The sequence below is a fragment of the Nocardia sp. BMG51109 genome (genome assembly GCF_000526215.1).
In the GTDB taxonomy this organism is placed as follows: Bacteria; Actinomycetota; Actinomycetes; order Mycobacteriales; family Mycobacteriaceae; genus Nocardia.
In genome coordinates this window covers 34,192-48,098 of record NZ_JAFQ01000004.1, presented here as the reverse complement: position 1 = coordinate 48,098, position 13,907 = coordinate 34,192, and the positions used below count along the sequence as shown (strand labels likewise).

14 protein-coding genes and 1 tRNA gene are annotated in these 13,907 nt (G+C 70.2%); 10 read left to right on the top strand and 5 right to left on the bottom strand.

Annotated features, from left to right (window positions below):
• Positions 1-165: 165 nt before the first annotated feature.
• From D892_RS0101560 to D892_RS0101550, 4 genes are read left to right on the top strand one after another with little or no spacing between them, the layout of a single operon-like run.
• Positions 166-489: a hypothetical protein gene (locus tag D892_RS0101560; RefSeq protein ID WP_024799565.1), complete on the top strand. Its 324-nt coding sequence runs from the start codon at positions 166-168 to the stop codon at positions 487-489.
• Entirely contained in the window at positions 486-1,019 is a 534-nt protein-coding gene (locus D892_RS0101555; protein WP_024799564.1) for a DUF6286 domain-containing protein, read from the top strand. Before D892_RS0101560 ends, D892_RS0101555 begins: the two co-directional genes overlap by 4 nt.
• Complete coding sequence (locus D892_RS46265; protein WP_156959328.1) at positions 1,019-1,480, top strand: hypothetical protein; 462 nt, start codon at positions 1,019-1,021, stop codon at positions 1,478-1,480. The genes D892_RS0101555 and D892_RS46265 overlap by 1 nt, the downstream gene beginning before the upstream one ends.
• Positions 1,477-2,136 (top strand): alkaline shock response membrane anchor protein AmaP, encoded by a 660-nt coding sequence (locus tag D892_RS0101550; RefSeq protein ID WP_232235951.1) that lies wholly within the window; start codon positions 1,477-1,479, stop codon positions 2,134-2,136. The genes D892_RS46265 and D892_RS0101550 overlap by 4 nt, the downstream gene beginning before the upstream one ends.
• A 153-nt stretch (positions 2,137-2,289) precedes the next feature.
• On the opposite strand, the gene D892_RS0101545 is transcribed toward D892_RS0101550, so the two are convergent.
• Entirely contained in the window at positions 2,290-3,588 is a 1,299-nt protein-coding gene (locus D892_RS0101545; RefSeq protein ID WP_024799562.1) for a D-arabinono-1,4-lactone oxidase, read from the bottom strand.
• A 75-nt stretch (positions 3,589-3,663) separates the two neighbouring features.
• Positions 3,664-4,338 (bottom strand): TetR/AcrR family transcriptional regulator, encoded by a 675-nt coding sequence (locus tag D892_RS0101540; RefSeq protein ID WP_024799561.1) that lies wholly within the window; start codon positions 4,336-4,338, stop codon positions 3,664-3,666.
• 124 nt (positions 4,339-4,462) lie between these two features.
• On the opposite strand from D892_RS0101540, the gene D892_RS0101535 reads away from it, so the two are divergent.
• The 3 genes from D892_RS0101535 (at position 4,463) to pgm (ending at position 8,993) form a co-directional block, all read left to right on the top strand.
• Entirely contained in the window at positions 4,463-5,965 is a 1,503-nt protein-coding gene (locus tag D892_RS0101535; RefSeq protein WP_024799560.1) for an MFS transporter, read from the top strand.
• 801 nt (positions 5,966-6,766) lie between these two features.
• Positions 6,767-7,165, top strand: a complete 399-nt coding sequence (locus D892_RS40125) for a DUF190 domain-containing protein (RefSeq protein WP_024799559.1) — start codon at positions 6,767-6,769, stop codon at positions 7,163-7,165.
• A 193-nt stretch (positions 7,166-7,358) separates the two neighbouring features.
• Positions 7,359-8,993, top strand: coding sequence for a phosphoglucomutase (alpha-D-glucose-1,6-bisphosphate-dependent) (gene pgm / locus D892_RS0101525; RefSeq protein WP_024799558.1), 1,635 nt, complete (start codon positions 7,359-7,361; stop codon positions 8,991-8,993).
• Between the two features lie 42 nt (positions 8,994-9,035).
• On the opposite strand, the gene D892_RS0101520 is transcribed toward pgm, so the two are convergent.
• Complete coding sequence (locus tag D892_RS0101520) at positions 9,036-9,701, bottom strand: DUF899 domain-containing protein (RefSeq protein ID WP_024799557.1); 666 nt, start codon at positions 9,699-9,701, stop codon at positions 9,036-9,038.
• 140 nt (positions 9,702-9,841) lie between these two features.
• On the opposite strand from D892_RS0101520, the gene D892_RS0101515 reads away from it, so the two are divergent.
• Positions 9,842-11,065 carry an MFS transporter gene (locus tag D892_RS0101515; RefSeq protein WP_024799556.1) on the top strand — a complete coding sequence of 408 codons (1,224 nt, stop codon included), beginning with the start codon at positions 9,842-9,844 and terminating at the stop codon, positions 11,063-11,065.
• Positions 11,066-11,183: 118 nt separating this feature from the next.
• The gene (locus tag D892_RS0101510; protein ID WP_051498949.1) at positions 11,184-11,888 is read left to right on the top strand and encodes a thioredoxin domain-containing protein; all 705 of its coding nucleotides are present in this window, start codon (positions 11,184-11,186) and stop codon (positions 11,886-11,888) included.
• A gap of 83 nt (positions 11,889-11,971) precedes the next feature.
• Here D892_RS0101510 and D892_RS0101505 read toward each other — a convergent pair whose 3' ends face one another.
• Entirely contained in the window at positions 11,972-12,229 is a 258-nt protein-coding gene (locus D892_RS0101505) for a hypothetical protein (RefSeq protein ID WP_024799554.1), read from the bottom strand.
• 53 nt (positions 12,230-12,282) lie between these two features.
• Positions 12,283-13,686 (bottom strand): HNH endonuclease signature motif containing protein, encoded by a 1,404-nt coding sequence (locus D892_RS40120; RefSeq protein ID WP_024799553.1) that lies wholly within the window; start codon positions 13,684-13,686, stop codon positions 12,283-12,285.
• A gap of 130 nt (positions 13,687-13,816) precedes the next feature.
• Here D892_RS40120 and D892_RS0101495 point away from each other — a divergent pair.
• A tRNA-Ala gene (locus D892_RS0101495) sits at positions 13,817-13,889 on the top strand.
• Positions 13,890-13,907 lie beyond the last annotated feature (18 nt).

Below are 13,907 nucleotides of genomic sequence, written 5' to 3'. Positions count from 1 at the left end.
GGCGTCATCTCACTTCTATATATGCAGGTAGATCGGATTGTTCCGGTGATCTGTCCACGGAAAGAGACCGCTCGGCGCGTACTCCGGGCTCTGAGTGGGGGACCGGTTAGTGTTGCGCTATCACCTGGTAAACGATCTGATCCACACCCGAACCGGGAGGTAGCCATGACGAGTACGGTGACCGCGCTCGAACCCGTCGCCGCGCCGCCCGTGCCCGCGGTGGCGATCGACGCCGCGGCTGTGCGGCAGGTGGTGATCGATGCCGCCCGGGAGGTCACCGGGGTGGCACGCGGTGTGGAGGCGCAGGCCAGGCTGTCGCGGGGCGCCGCGGTGTTGTCGGTGCGGGTGCCGATTCGATATCCGATGCCCATTTGGCAGGTCACCACCGTGTGCCGCGAGCATGTGCTGCGGCGGATGCGCGAGCGGGTCGGAATGCCGGTGCGGCGGCTGGACATCGACGTGGCGGACCTGCTGGCGGAGGCGCGGTGAGGCGGCGGCCGTCCCGGGCAGCGCCGGCGGGGCTGGTGGCGCTGGCCGTGCTCGCGGTGTGCGTGGTCGTCGTGTTGTCGTTGGTCCAACGGCTCACCGGCGCAAAGGAACTCGTTTCCTACGACGCCGTGGCGAACCGGCTGTCCGAGATGGACTGGGGAGACGCGCGGGTGACCGGATTCGGTGTCGCGGCGATCCTGGCGGGCCTCGTCCTGCTGGGGCTGGCCGTGCTGCCGGGGCGCCCGGTGGTGGTACCGCTCGCCGCGACCGACGAGATATCCGCCGGCGTGGTTCGCCGCACCTTGCGGGATGCGCTCCGCGCTGCGGCGACGTCCGTGCCCGGCGTGCACTCGGCGCGAATCAGGTTACGCCGCAAGACGGTTCGACTCACGATTCGCGCCGATCGGACGCATTCGGCGGAGCTGACGGAAACCGTCCGCGCGGCAGCCGACAACCGGCTCGCGCGGATCGGCCCGCATCCGTCGCCGCGGGTCTCGACCCGCCTGCGCCACACCGGGAGCGTGCGGTGATGGCAGGTATGCGAGCGGTGGTACCCGGCGAGTGCGCGGTGCTGACCGGCGAGTGTGCGGTGACGCGCGGGGTGCGGGCGATGGTGCCGCCCAGCGAGTGCGCGGTGACAGCCGGCGAGCGTCTGGTGGTGCCCGGAGAGCAAGCAGTACTCGGCAAGCACGCGGTAACGGTCGGCGACTGTCCCGTGGTGCCCGGTGAGCAGGCCGTGCTTAGGGAGCGCGCGGTACTTGGGGAGCGTGCGGTGACGGTCGGCGAGTCTCCCGTGGTGTCCGGCGCGCAAGCGATGCCTGGGCGGTGTGAGGCGGTGCCCGGTGAGCGAGAAGTGTCCGGTGAGCAGGCAGTACCCGGGGAATGTGAGGCGGTGCCCAGGGCGCGAGAGGCGCCCGGTGAGCGAGCGGTGCCGAGGGAGCGTGCGGTGGTGCCCGGAGGGCGTGCGGTGACGGCGCGGAGTGCGCGATGACCGCAGGGGAGTTCGCGCTGATCGCCGAGACCGAAAACCGTTCGGAGGATGGCGATCCTCAACGGCCTGTGTCGACCGTCGATGGGAGGTACGACCGGCCGAGCATTCGCCGCAGGCCGCCCGCCGGGGTGAATCGGACCGTGCTCGGGCTGGTCGGGGTGCTGGTTCTGGCGCTGGGCGGCCTCGCGCTGGCGGCTCATTTCGGACGGGTGAGCTGGCTGAACCCGAGTTCGCCGGTATTGCCGCACCGCAACCAGCCGCCCGCGTGGCAGTTGTGGGCGATCGTGGTGGCGGCGGGGGCGGTGGGGCTCGCTTGCCTGCGCTGGGCCACGGCGCAGCTGACCCGGATGCCGCCCGCGGTCCGATGGCGGGCCCGCACACCGGATTCCGCCGACCGCACCGAGCTGGACGCGGCAACCGTCGCCGGTCCGGTGGAAGCGGATCTGCGCGGCTACGACGGTGTCCGCTCGGCCGCCGCGCGGCTGTCCGGCCCCGGACGGAATCCGCAGCTGCATCTCGTGGTGATCGCCGACCCCGACACCGATCTCGTCGCGCTGCGCGACCGCATCCGCGAGCACGCCGTGCCCCGGCTGTGCCAGGCACTGGAGGTCGACACCATTCCGGTCACCATGGAAGTGCGTCTCGCCGAGCGGTGACGGCCCGTTCAGCCGCTCGGCTGAGGACGCAGTGGCTTGCCGCGTCGGCGGTCTCGGTGCGGATCGGGTGAGGGCCCCGTTCGGTCGCTCGGTTGGGGACGGCAGTGGCTTGCCGCGTCGGCGGTCTCGGTGCGGATCGGGTGACGGGTCCGTTCAGCCGACCGGCCCGAGGACGCGCTCGACGTACGGATTGGTGAAGCGGCCCTTCGGGTCCAAGCGCCGGCGCACCTCCTGGAACCGGTCCCATTCGGGATACCGCTCGCGCAGTGTCCGCGCGGTCTGGAAGTGCCGCTTGCCCCAGTGCGGCCGCCCGTCGTACCGCTCGAAAACCGCTTCGCAGGCACGGAAATACGGTTCGTAGTCCATGCCGTGGTACTGGTGCACGGCGATGTAGCAGGTGTCGCGGCCGCCGGCAGGGGACAGGAACGCGTCGTCCGGCGCCACCCAGCGCACCTCGATCGGCATCGGGGTGTCGAAGCGCCGGGACACCTCCTTGATCTCCCCGATCGCCGCCACCGAATGTTCGCGCGGGATCGCATATTCCATCTCGGTGAACCGAAACAGCCTGGGGGAGGAGAACACTCGGTACGAGCGGTCCACCTGGCGGCGGTAGCTGCCGCCGTAGGCCGCGGCCCGCTGAATCCACGGAATCAGTTGTGGCCGACGGCGGCACAGCCGGGCCAGGCCGTCGAAGGCGTGATTGGACACCAGGATGTCGGCGAACCAGTCGACGGCCCGGCCGCGCGGCCGCTCCGGCAACTCGACCCGATTGTTGCGCTTGGTCATCGCCAGCGAGCTGTGGGCGAACATATAGAACTCGAAATGCTCGCTGCCGTCGATGTATTCGTCCAGATCGGCGAGCACGTCGGCCACCGGCACCGGCCGCTCGACGCCCTCCAGGACGAACGACGGCACCAGTTCGAGCGTCACTGCGGTGACCACGCCGAGCGCGCCGACATTCACCCGGGCGGCGCGCCAGCCGTCCGGATCGGTCGGCTCGTCCAGCTCCACGCGGCTGCCGTCGGCGAGCATCAGCTCCACCGAATGCAGTGTGGCGGAGATGTTCCGGAACGTCGCGCCGGTGCCGTGCGTGGCGGTCGCGGTGGCGCCCGCGATGGTCTGCGCGTCGATGTCGCCCAGGTTCGGGAACGCCAGGCCCAGCGGATGCAGCGCGGTGCTCAGCGCGTTCAGCGTGGCTCCGGCCTCCACCCGGACCAGCCCGGCCGCGCGATCGACGTGCAGGATGCGATTCAGCTTCGACAGGTTCAGCAGGATGCCGTCGGTCAGGACGGCGTCGGTGAAGGAGTGGCCCGAACCGGCCACGCGCACCGTCCGGCCGGTGGATTCGGCATGCCCGAGCAGCTCGGCCACGTCCTCGGGGGAGCCGGGTGCGGCGATCGCGGCCGGCGCACACTGCTGATCCCCAGCCCAGTTCACCCACGAGTTGGTCACACGTCCAACTTTACGATACGGAGTGTGACGCGCGCTACCGATCGCGTGTTTTCGTCGGGTACCGGCTTCGACGGGCTACTTGCGGCGGCAGGCGAACGTGCCGGCCTTGGCCTGGTCCACTTCGTCGTCGGTCAGCGGCGGCACCGGGAGCGGTTGGCGCGGCAGCGCGTCGGCGCGCACGCCGTCCAGGGCGATGGCCAGGTAGCGCCGCCAGACCTGGTCGTTCACCGGCTTGGCGAACGCGGCGATCGACTCGACCATGTTGATGATCGCGAAGAAGTCCGACGACTCGACGCCGGGGCGCAGCACCCCCGCGGAGTGGGCGCGCTCGACCAGTCGCCCGATCGACGGCTTGATCCGGTCGCGCACGGAGGCGAACCGCTCCATCGCGTCGGGCAGCTCGAGCATCACCTCGCTGAATCCGCGGTTCCGTGCGAAATGCTCACAGGCCCACTCGAACAGCGTCACCAGCCCGGCCCAGGGGTCCGGATCGCGATTGGCCCGCTCGGTGGCCTCGGCCATGGCCGCGACCGTCTGCTCGAAGACCTCGAGGATGAGCTCCTGCTTATTGGAGAACCGCCGGTACACCGTGCCCACGCCGACGCCCGCCGCCTCGGCGACGTCGTCCAGGGTCACCTCCAGCCCGCGCTCGGCGAAGAGTCTGCTCGCGGCCTCGACGATCCGCTGCTGATTGCGTGCGGCGTCGGCGCGCAGACGCCGAGGTGGGGAGATGGTGGTGGTGCGATTCACACAGCCATGCTAGCAAGCATCGGGATTAAGCGGAGGCGTTATCTCCGTTATGGTGGTAGCTTTCAGTTAAGCGGAGGAAGTGCCTCCGCATTCACTCACCACCATTCAGTCACCAAGGGGACCTATGACTACCGCGATCGAGCTGGAGAAGGATACGGCGGCGTCGCCGCCGACTGCGGGCCGGCGCGGCTCGCATGCTGTGCGCTGGTGGGTGCTCGCCGTACTCGGCGTGGCCCAGCTGATGGTCGTGCTCGACGCGACCGTCGTGAATATCGCGCTACCGGAAGCGCAGCGCGATCTCGGCTTCTCCAACGGTGACCGGCAATGGGTCGTCACCGGTTATGCGCTGGCCTTCGGCAGCCTGCTGCTGCTCGGCGGACGGCTGAGCGATCTGTTCGGGCGGCGCAACACCTTCATCGTCGGCCTGGTCGGCTTCGCGGTCGCCTCCGCGGTCGGCGGCGCCGCGAGCGGATTCGAGATGCTGGTGGCCGCGCGGGTGGCCCAGGGTGTGTTCGGCGCACTGCTGGCACCGGCCGCGCTGTCGCTGCTGACGGTGACCTTCACCCAACCGGCGGAGCGGGCCAGGGCATTCGGCATCTTCGGCGCCGTCGCGGGCACGGGTGGCGCGCTGGGCCTGCTGCTCGGCGGCGCGCTCACCGAATGGGCGTCGTGGCGCTGGGTGATGTACGTGAACCTGATCTTCGCGGCGGTCGCGCTCGTCGGTGCGGTGCTGTTGCTGGCCAAGCATGTGACCGCCGAGCGGCCGAAGCTGGACCTGCCCGGTACCGCCGTGGTCACCGTCGCGCTGTTCGGCATCGTGTACGGTTTCTCGCACGCCGAATCGCACGGCTGGTCCAACGGTGTCACGCTGCTGTTCCTGCTGGGCGGCGCCGCGCTGCTGGGTGTGTTCGTGTGGCTGGAGACGCGGGTCGCGCGCCCGCTGCTGCCGCTGCGCATCGTGCTCGACCGCACCCGCGGCGCGTCCTACATGACCGTGTTCGTGATGGGCATCGGCATGTTCGCGATCTTCCTGTTCCTCACCTACTACCTGCAGCTGACCCTCGGATACTCGCCCATCAAGACCGGTCTGGCGTTCCTGCCGTTGGTGGTCGGCATGGTGGCCTCGTCGACGACGGTGCCGTCGCTGCTGCTGCCGCGGATCGGGCCGAAGGTCACGGTGACCGCGGGGTTCCTGATCGCCGCGGTCGGGATGGCGTGGCTGACACAGATCGGCCTGGACACCGGGTACGCGACCCACGTCCTGCCGGCGCTGATCCTGATGGGCCTCGGCCTGGGCGGGTCGATGTCGACCGCGTTCCAGGGGTCGACCGCCGGTGTGGACCACGAGGACGCCGGGGTGGCCTCGGCGATGGTCAACACCAGCCAGCAGGTCGGCGGCTCGATCGGCACCGCGCTGCTGAGCACCATCGCCTCGTCGGCGGCCGCGGACTACCTGTCCACCCGGCAGCCGGATCCGGGTTCGGTCGCGCAGTCGATGATCGAGAGCTACACCACCAGCTTCTGGTGGGCGACGGCCCTCTTCGTGGTCGGTGCGGTGCTCGCCGCGGTGATCATGCCCAACACCGCTCCCGCGGCCGCCGAGGGGGAGCCGGTGGTCGTGCACTGAGCGCTGTTATCGCATAACCGCATCGCCACGTTATCGCCACGTTGTGCCCCGGCCGGGTGATCCCGGCCGGGGCACAACGCTGTTGGTTAACAGATGGCAATCGCCTCGGAGACGTTCGCGATGGCAACCGGATCGCCGCACCGGACGGTGCGTTCTGCCGCAAAGACGACACGGTCGTAGAAGTGACATGCCGCGGAGGGCCTGGGGTACCGGCGCGAATCCCGGTCGGGTTCGAGCAGGCGCGGGCGACCGTCGTTCCGGGGCGCCCGCCGTCGCTCGTCGGAAACATCTCCCGGTGGCCGCCCGGGCACCCGTACGCCGATCGCTGCATGATCGCTGGCGGTTAGCATGGCTCGACAGGCATCGGCTCGGGCAGGAGGTTGACCAGGTGGGTTCGCGAGCCGGCGCCCGGGCGGATGCGGGCCTCGGAGGGGTACCCGGACATGTCGAGTGCCCTTCCCTGCGGCGGTGCGAGTCTTTGCCTGCCACAAGCGAATCCGATACGCTGAACAACTCTTGCGGCGAACGTCGTCGAGGGCTCGGTGCGCGTCCGGACAGTGGCGCGCGGAACCGGCGGGTCGGTGCCGAGTCGGCGATGGCGGCCGCGTGGCAGCGGTGTGCTGGGTGGTTTCGCCACCCGTCGACCGGCACCGGCGAGGTTCGTCGACTGCTCGAATCGCCGGGCGCCGGCGTGGCGGCGTTCGCGGATCCGCGGGGGGTGGTGGTTGCGCTGGGTGAGGTCGTGCTCGGGGTGGCGCGACGGGTTGGAGAACGAGACGGCACGACGATTGGGGGCAGGCGATGAGCGAGGCACCGAACGATCCGGACGTCCGGATCGTCACCGAGGCCGACGCGTGGCAGCCCGATCCGCGCTGGCGGTCGGCGGCCCGGCTGACCGTGCTGCTCGGCGAGGACGACCACTGGAAGCATCGACCCCGCTATCACGAGATCGTGCGGCGCGCCCGGGATGCCGGGCTGGCCGGCGCCAGCGTGTGGCGCGGTGTCGAGGGCTACGGCGTCTCCTCGCGCATCCACACCGCCCGGATGCTCGATCTGGCCGAGAACCTGCCCGTCATGGTGATGATCGTGGACGACGCCGACCGGCTGCGCCGCTTCGTCGCCGCCAACTCCGAACTGTTCGAGACCGGGACTGCCGCCCTGTCGCCCGTGCAGGTCTGGGAACCCGGGGCCGGCCGATGACGCAGGTGACGGATGTATGCGAGAAATTTGCCGGCCGCGCGGCGGCTCGGCCGATGTCGGTGCCGTTCGGTACGGTATTCCCCCTGAGCAGGCAGTGGGTTCTGGGCAGGCAGTGGATTCCGAGCAGGCAGTGGGTGCGGCCGTGATCACGATGACGAGCCGGACGGCCCCGATACGGAAAGGAGGCCCGACCGTGGCGCATGATCGAGCCGGACGCCCGGCGCGGGCCACCGATCTGGTCGATCTTCCGCACCTCGTGACGGCCTACTACAGCCGCATCCCCGATCCGAACGATCCCGCGCAGGTCGTGCAGTTCGGTACCTCCGGCCATCGCGGGTCCAGCCTGGACTGCGCGTTCAACGAGGCCCATATCCTGGCCATCACGCAGGCCATCGTGGAGTACCGCGCCACCCGCGGCATCACCGGCCCGGTGTATCTGGCCCGCGATACCCACGCCCTGTCGGAGCCGGCCTGGAGCACGGCGCTCGAGGTGCTGGCCGCCAACGAGGTGACGGCGATCGTCGACGCCCGCGGCCGCTACACGCCCACCCCGGCCCTCAGCCACGCGGTGCTGCGCCACAATCGGGGCGGCGCCCGGCATCAGGCCGACGGCATCGTCGTCACCCCGTCGCACAATCCGCCGCGCGACGGCGGCTTCAAATACAACCCGCCGCACGGCGGCCCGGCCGATACGGTCGCGACGGACGCGATCGCCGACCGCGCCAACGAGCTGCTGCGCGGCGGCCTGGCCGGAGTCAAGCGCACCACTCTGCAGCACGCGTTCGCCACCAGCGTCGAACGGTACGACTACCTCGACCACTACATCGCCGACCTGCCGAGCGTGCTGAACCTGGACGCGGTGCGCGGCGCGGGCATCCGCCTGGGCGCCGACCCGATGGGCGGGGCCAGCGTCGACTACTGGGAGGAGATCGGGCAGCGCTACGACCTCGAACTCGAGGTCGTCAACCCGTTCGTCGATCCCACTTGGCGGTTCATGACCCTGGACAGCGACGGCCAGATCCGGATGGACCCGTCCTCCCGCTACGCGATGGCCTCGCTGGTGGCGATCCGGGACGACTACGACATCTCCACCGGCAACGACGCCGACGCCGACCGGCACGGCGTGGTCACGCCCGATGCGGGACTGATGAATCCGAACCATTTCCTGGCCGTGGCGATCGAATACCTGATCGCCAACCGGATGGGCTGGGACGCGCTGACCAAGATCGGCAAGACGGTGGTGACGTCCTCGATGATCGACCGGGTGGTGAGCGTGCTGGGCCGGCAGACGCACGAGGTGCCGGTCGGATTCAAATGGTTCGTCCCCGGACTGTTCAGCGGCTCGCTGGCCTTCGGCGGCGAGGAGAGCGCGGGCGCGTCCCTGCTGCGGATGGACGGCACGGTGTGGACCACCGACAAGGACGGCATCCTGCTGTCGCTGCTGGCCGCCGAGATCACGGCGGTCACGGGGCAGAGCCCGTCGGCGCGCTATGCCGAACTCGAAAAACGTTACGGCAGTCCGGCTTACGCGCGCATCGACGCCGAGGCGACGGCCGACCAGAAGGCGCGGCTGGCGTCGCTGACCCCCGACGACATCAGCGCCACCGAGGTGGCGGGCGAGGCCATCACCGGCATCCAGACCCGGGCGCGGGGCAATGGCGCGGCGCTCGGCGGCGTCAAGGTCACCACGGAGAACGCCTGGTTCGCCGCGCGGCCGTCCGGCACCGAGGACAAGTACAAGATCTACGCCGAATCGTTCGAGGGGCCCGAGCATCTCGCGCAGGTGCAGGCCGCCGCGGAGGACGTGGTGGGCCGGGCGCTCGGCTGACGCGGTGGGCCGATGTCCGGCCGAGCGGAGCGCCCGGCGCGGTCAGTATTCGTCCCGCTTGCGCGGCCAGTCGTCGAAGGTGTCGCCACGCCCCCGCGGGGCCCGGTCGAGCAGTTGCCAGGTGGCATTGAGCGCGTCGGTGCCGCGGTCGTAGGTCGAGTACGTGTGGTAGACGACGCCGTCCTCGAGGGCGAAACAGCTCAGCGCCATGAGCTCCATGACGTCGAGCATGTTGCCCGGCCGGCGGGGCGAGGCGACCTGCATGAGCTCGTAGAAGTCGTCGTTGAATCCGTTGTCGCCCATCGACACCCACTCGATGTCCCAGCCGAAGCGGCGCTTGTAGGCGTCCAGGGTGGTCAGCGGGGACCGCGACGCCAGGATGAACGTCACGTCGCGGTGGGCCAGGTGCGGCACCGCGCCGACCAGGTTGTCGGTCTCGAAGGTGCACCCGGGGCAGCCCTCCGGTGTCTTCGGGCCGTGCATGAAATGCCGGATGATCAGCTGGGATCGCCCGTCGAACAGTTCGGCCAGCGTCTTGACGCCGGTGCCGGTGTCGAACAGGTACTCCTTGGTGACCGGGACCCACGGCAGTTCCTGCCGCTGCCGCGCTATCTCGTCGCCGCGCCGGGTGAGTTCCTTCTCCCGCGCCCGGAGATCTTCGTACGCTGCCCGCCACTGCTCTCGGGTGCCGACCGTACGGGTAGACATGACATGGTCCTTCCTCGGGATGGTTCGTTCGGAGATTAGGACCCGACGGGCGCCGCGGATTCATCGCAGCGGCCGGTCGTACCGGGAAGGGCCGGTCGATATGACGGGTTGTAGTGAGGCGTGAGCGTAGGGCAGGGCAGGTGAGCGGCAGCAGACCGGGACGACTACCGGTGGAGATCTGGTCGTTGATCGGCGCGGCGTTCATCGTCGCGCTCGGGTTCGGGCTGGTGGCGCCGGTGCTGCCGCAGTACGCGCGCAGCTTCGGGGTCGGGGTCGCGGCGGCCTCGGCGATCGTCAGCGCCTTCGCGCTGATGCGGCTGGTGTTCGCTCCGGTCAGCGGGCGGCTGGTGCAGCGGCTGGGGGAGCGGTCGGTCTACCTGAGTGGATTGCTGATCGTGGCGCTGTCCACCGGGGCCTGCGCTCTGGCACAAGGGTATTGGCAGCTCATCGTGCTGCGGTCGCTCGGCGGGATCGGGTCGACCATGTTCACGGTCTCGTCGCTGGGGCTGGTGATCCGGATGTCGCCGCCCGGTGAGCGCGGCCGGGTGTCGGGGCTGTGGTCGACCGGGTTCCTGGCCGGGTCGCTCGGCGGGCCGCTGGTCGGCGGCGCGCTGGCCGGGCTGGGGCTGCGGATGCCGTTCGTGATCTATGCGGTCGCACTGCTGGTCGCGAGCGCCGTGGTGTTCTGGAGCCTGCGCGGTTCGGAGCTGGCGGCGCCGGAAGCTCCCGGCGAGGTGCGCGTGCTGAGCCTGCGGCAGGCGCTGCGCCGGCCGGTCTACTGGACCGTGCTGTGGTCCAACTTCGCCAACGGGGTCGCGGTGTTCGGGGTGCGGACGGCGCTGGTTCCGCTGCTCGTGGTGGAGGTCCTCGGCGAGTCGGGCGGGGTCGCCGGTGTGGCGCTGACGGCGTTCGCCGCGGGTAACGCCGTGGTGCTGTTTGTCTCGGGGCGGTTGTCGGACCGGTGGGGGCGCAAGCCTTTTCTCATCGCGGGCACGCTGGTGTGCGCGGTCGGCACCGTCGGTCTCGGCCTGTCGTCCACTCTGGGCTGGCTGCTGGTGGCCTCGTTCGTCGCCGGACTCGGGTCGGGCATGTTCACCCCGGCGCAGCAGGCCACCGTGGCCGACATCATCGGGCCGAATCGCCGGGGCGGGACGGTGCTGGCCGGCTTCCAGATGGCCGCCGACCTGGGCACCGTGCTGGGTCCGATCGTGATCGGCGCTCTCGCGCAACGGGTTTCGTTCGGGCTGGGGCTGACGGTCACCGGTGCGCTGCTGGTGACGGCCGCGATCGCATGGACGGCGGTGCCCGAGCCGATGCGGCGGCGGGCCGTGGCCGATCCGGTCGCCGCTGCCGAGACCCGCTGACGTAGATGGGTCATTTCGGTCGTGTCGGCACCCGTTGCGTTCGGGTCGCGGCCGATGCTTTGGCAGAGTGGACGCCGTGAATTCTTCCTCCTCCGGATCGAAGTACACGCCGCGGCCGATGTCCAACCGGACCAGCTATGCCCTGGGCGGTCTCGCGCTGGTCGTCATCGTGGTGATCGTCGTGTTGGTGGTGCGCTGGAACAGCGAACACAGCCTGAAGGTCCGCGACGACGGATACGGCCCCGTACGCGATCCGGGCGTCCACGCCCTGCTGGACTCCGACGGCGCCATCGTGCTGGGCAAACTCGATGCCGCCAAGACGATCGACGCCTACGAGGATCCGCTGTGCCCCGGCTGCGGATCGCTCGAGCACCTGTTCGGCCAGGAGATCGCGCACAAGATCGACGAGGGCAAGCTGGCGGTGCGGTACCGGCTGGTGAACATCCTCGATGCCGAGTCGGGCAGTAAGGACTACTCGACCCGTGCGATCGCCGCCAGCGAATGTGTCGCCGACTACGGTGACGGGCCGGTGTATTCGCGATTCCACACCCGGCTGTTCACCACCGACCAGCCCGAGGAGGACGGCGGCGATCTGAGCAACGACCAGCTGTCCGCCCTCGCGAAGGAGGCCGGCGCGCCCGAGGAGGTGCAGCAGTGCATCACCAAGGGGCAGCGGGTCGATTCGGCACGCAACCACGCCGAGGCGGCGGTGACGGCGTTGCAGTCCGCGGCCGGTGGCCAGGCGGCGACGCCCACGGTCGTCGACGGCACGAAGCAGGTCGACACCAACACGCAGGAATGGGTCGCCGAGGTGGCGGGCTAGCTGTCATCCGTTGCCCGGGCGGGATCCCCATCCGCCCGGGTCGGACCCCGGTCGCCCGCACGGGACTGCGGACGATCTGCGGGCTACTCGGGGTCGTGCGGCCGGGGCTCCTGCTGGGGCTCCTCGCCCAGTAGCGACTCGTAGACGCGGTTGCGGGCGTCGGCGATGGCGTTGACCGTGTCGCGCAGCTGGCGGGCCATGGCGGCGTAACCGCATCCGGCGTCGGCCTTGTCGAGTTCGGCCTCCAGGCGGCGGCGGATCTGCTCCAGTGCCGCAATGCGTTCGCGCTCCACCGCGACATCGATGACGGTGGGAGCCGGAGGACGTTCCGGGTGTTGCATGGCTGGCGATGTCCTCGTGGGTCGGTGTACCGGGTGTACCCGGTGGACGACGGTCATGGCCGGTCCTCGGGCGGGACGGCCGACAGCGGCCGGTGCGCCAGGGCGTGTTCGAGCGGATAGGTGAGATCGATCGTGGCCGGATGCGGTGGCTCGGAAACCGCCGTGGGGGACGGCCAGTCGAGATCGGGTGCCTCGGTGTCGGTGTGCGGGAACAGGTATCGGGCGCCCTCGCGGACGGTGACGTGCCTGTCGCCGGTGGGGCTCGTCCAGTGCAGGCGGTCGCCCTCGCCGCGGTGTACTCGCCACGGCAGTCTTCCGTTGTCCGCCAACGACTTCAGGCGGCGATGGTGCGCGCACAGAGTGATCAGGTTCGCCATCACCGTCGGACCGCCGCGGCCGGGACGGGCGACGTCGAACGGTTCGATGTGGTCGATCTCGCACTCGGCGGCGGGCATCGTGCAGCCCGGAAAGCGGCAGCAGCCGTCGAGCGCGCGGATCTCGCGGTCCAGCCAGGCGGGCGGCTCTCGGCGCAGCGCCTCCTCGGTGATGCTCGGATCGTCGGTCCGTTCCGGGATCACCTGGAACTGTGCCTGTTCGGCGATCCGGCGGGCGAGCCCGGCATCGAGCGGGCCGTAGCCGGCCAGGAATGCCGGATGGTCGCGGCCGGTGAGCAGCGTGCCGGCGGGGATGCCGATCTGGATCAGCGGACGCCGCGGCGAGGCGTCGGCGGCCCGGACCGGGCAGTCGGCGCCGCGCCCGCAGGAGCAGGGCAGCCGGCCCGACCCGTCGGACAGGGCGACCAGGGCATCGGCGCGCCGCTGCGGCATCGTCCGCGGATCCTCCTCGCACACTTGCCGACTCATCTCCCGCAACCGCATGGCGACGGTCTGCGCGCCCGCCGCGGGCAGCAGCCCCTCGAATACCGCCATGCCGTCCTGTACGGCCTTGATGCGGATATCCCGGTCCTGCTCGCGCCGCTCGCGCCGGCGCCGCTCGCCCTCGGGGTCGAGCTTTGCCACCCAGCGCCGCGCCGTCTGCCGCAGCCGCGCCGGTGTCGAGCGGACCGCGGCCTCGATCAACGTCTGCTCCAGATCGGCCAGTATCTCGGGCGGGACCTCGCGGGTGTTGTCGGCGATCACCTGCGTCCGGGCCAGATCGATCCGGCCGGAGGCGAACGCCTCGCGCGTGCGCGGCAGGGCATCCAGCGCCAGCCCGATATCGATCAGCGCCGCCGCCACCTGCTCCGAAATCTGCACCGCCAGGGCTGCTTCCGTGGCCGCGAACTCCCCGCCCCGCGGCCCCACCGTTCCCTCTTCCGCATCCTGCTGCCGCCGATACAGCTCGCGCACCGCCAGCACCTCCGCCGCCTGCGCGAACGCCGCCGCCCCGTGTGCCCGCCGCAGCGCATCGATCAGCCCCTCATCACTCATCGCCTGAAGTTCTCCGCTGTCGAACATGTGTTCGACAGTACTCCTCGAACACCACATCCACCAGTCCGCCTGCCCAGGCGATTTGGTTCCGTGAACAGGGGTGGTGTAACTTCGTGGAGGCCATCGGGGAGCGCCCCGGCGGCACCGAAATGAATATGGGGCTATGGCGCAGCTGGTAGCGCACCACACTGGCAGTGTGGGGGTCAGGGGTTCGAGTCCCCTTAGCTCCACAGAAGCCACAGGTCAGG

What these genes read in the sequence shown, in the direction of transcription:
- D892_RS0101560 (WP_024799565.1), top strand. Translation starts at nt 166, where the DNA reads ATGACGAGTACGGTGACCGCGCTCGAACCCGTCGCCGCGCCGCCCGTG.
- D892_RS46265 (WP_156959328.1), top strand. Translation starts at nt 1,019, where the DNA reads ATGGCAGGTATGCGAGCGGTGGTACCCGGCGAGTGCGCGGTGCTGACC.
- D892_RS0101550 (WP_232235951.1), top strand. Translation starts at nt 1,477, where the DNA reads ATGACCGCAGGGGAGTTCGCGCTGATCGCCGAGACCGAAAACCGTTCG.
- D892_RS0101535 (WP_024799560.1), top strand. Translation starts at nt 4,463, where the DNA reads ATGACTACCGCGATCGAGCTGGAGAAGGATACGGCGGCGTCGCCGCCG.
- D892_RS40125 (WP_024799559.1), top strand. Translation starts at nt 6,767, where the DNA reads ATGAGCGAGGCACCGAACGATCCGGACGTCCGGATCGTCACCGAGGCC.
- D892_RS0101520 (WP_024799557.1), bottom strand. Translation starts at nt 9,701, where the DNA reads ATGTCTACCCGTACGGTCGGCACCCGAGAGCAGTGGCGGGCAGCGTAC.
- D892_RS0101510 (WP_051498949.1), top strand. Translation starts at nt 11,184, where the DNA reads ATGTCCAACCGGACCAGCTATGCCCTGGGCGGTCTCGCGCTGGTCGTC.
- D892_RS0101505 (WP_024799554.1), bottom strand. Translation starts at nt 12,229, where the DNA reads ATGCAACACCCGGAACGTCCTCCGGCTCCCACCGTCATCGATGTCGCG.
- D892_RS40120 (WP_024799553.1), bottom strand. Translation starts at nt 13,686, where the DNA reads ATGTTCGACAGCGGAGAACTTCAGGCGATGAGTGATGAGGGGCTGATC.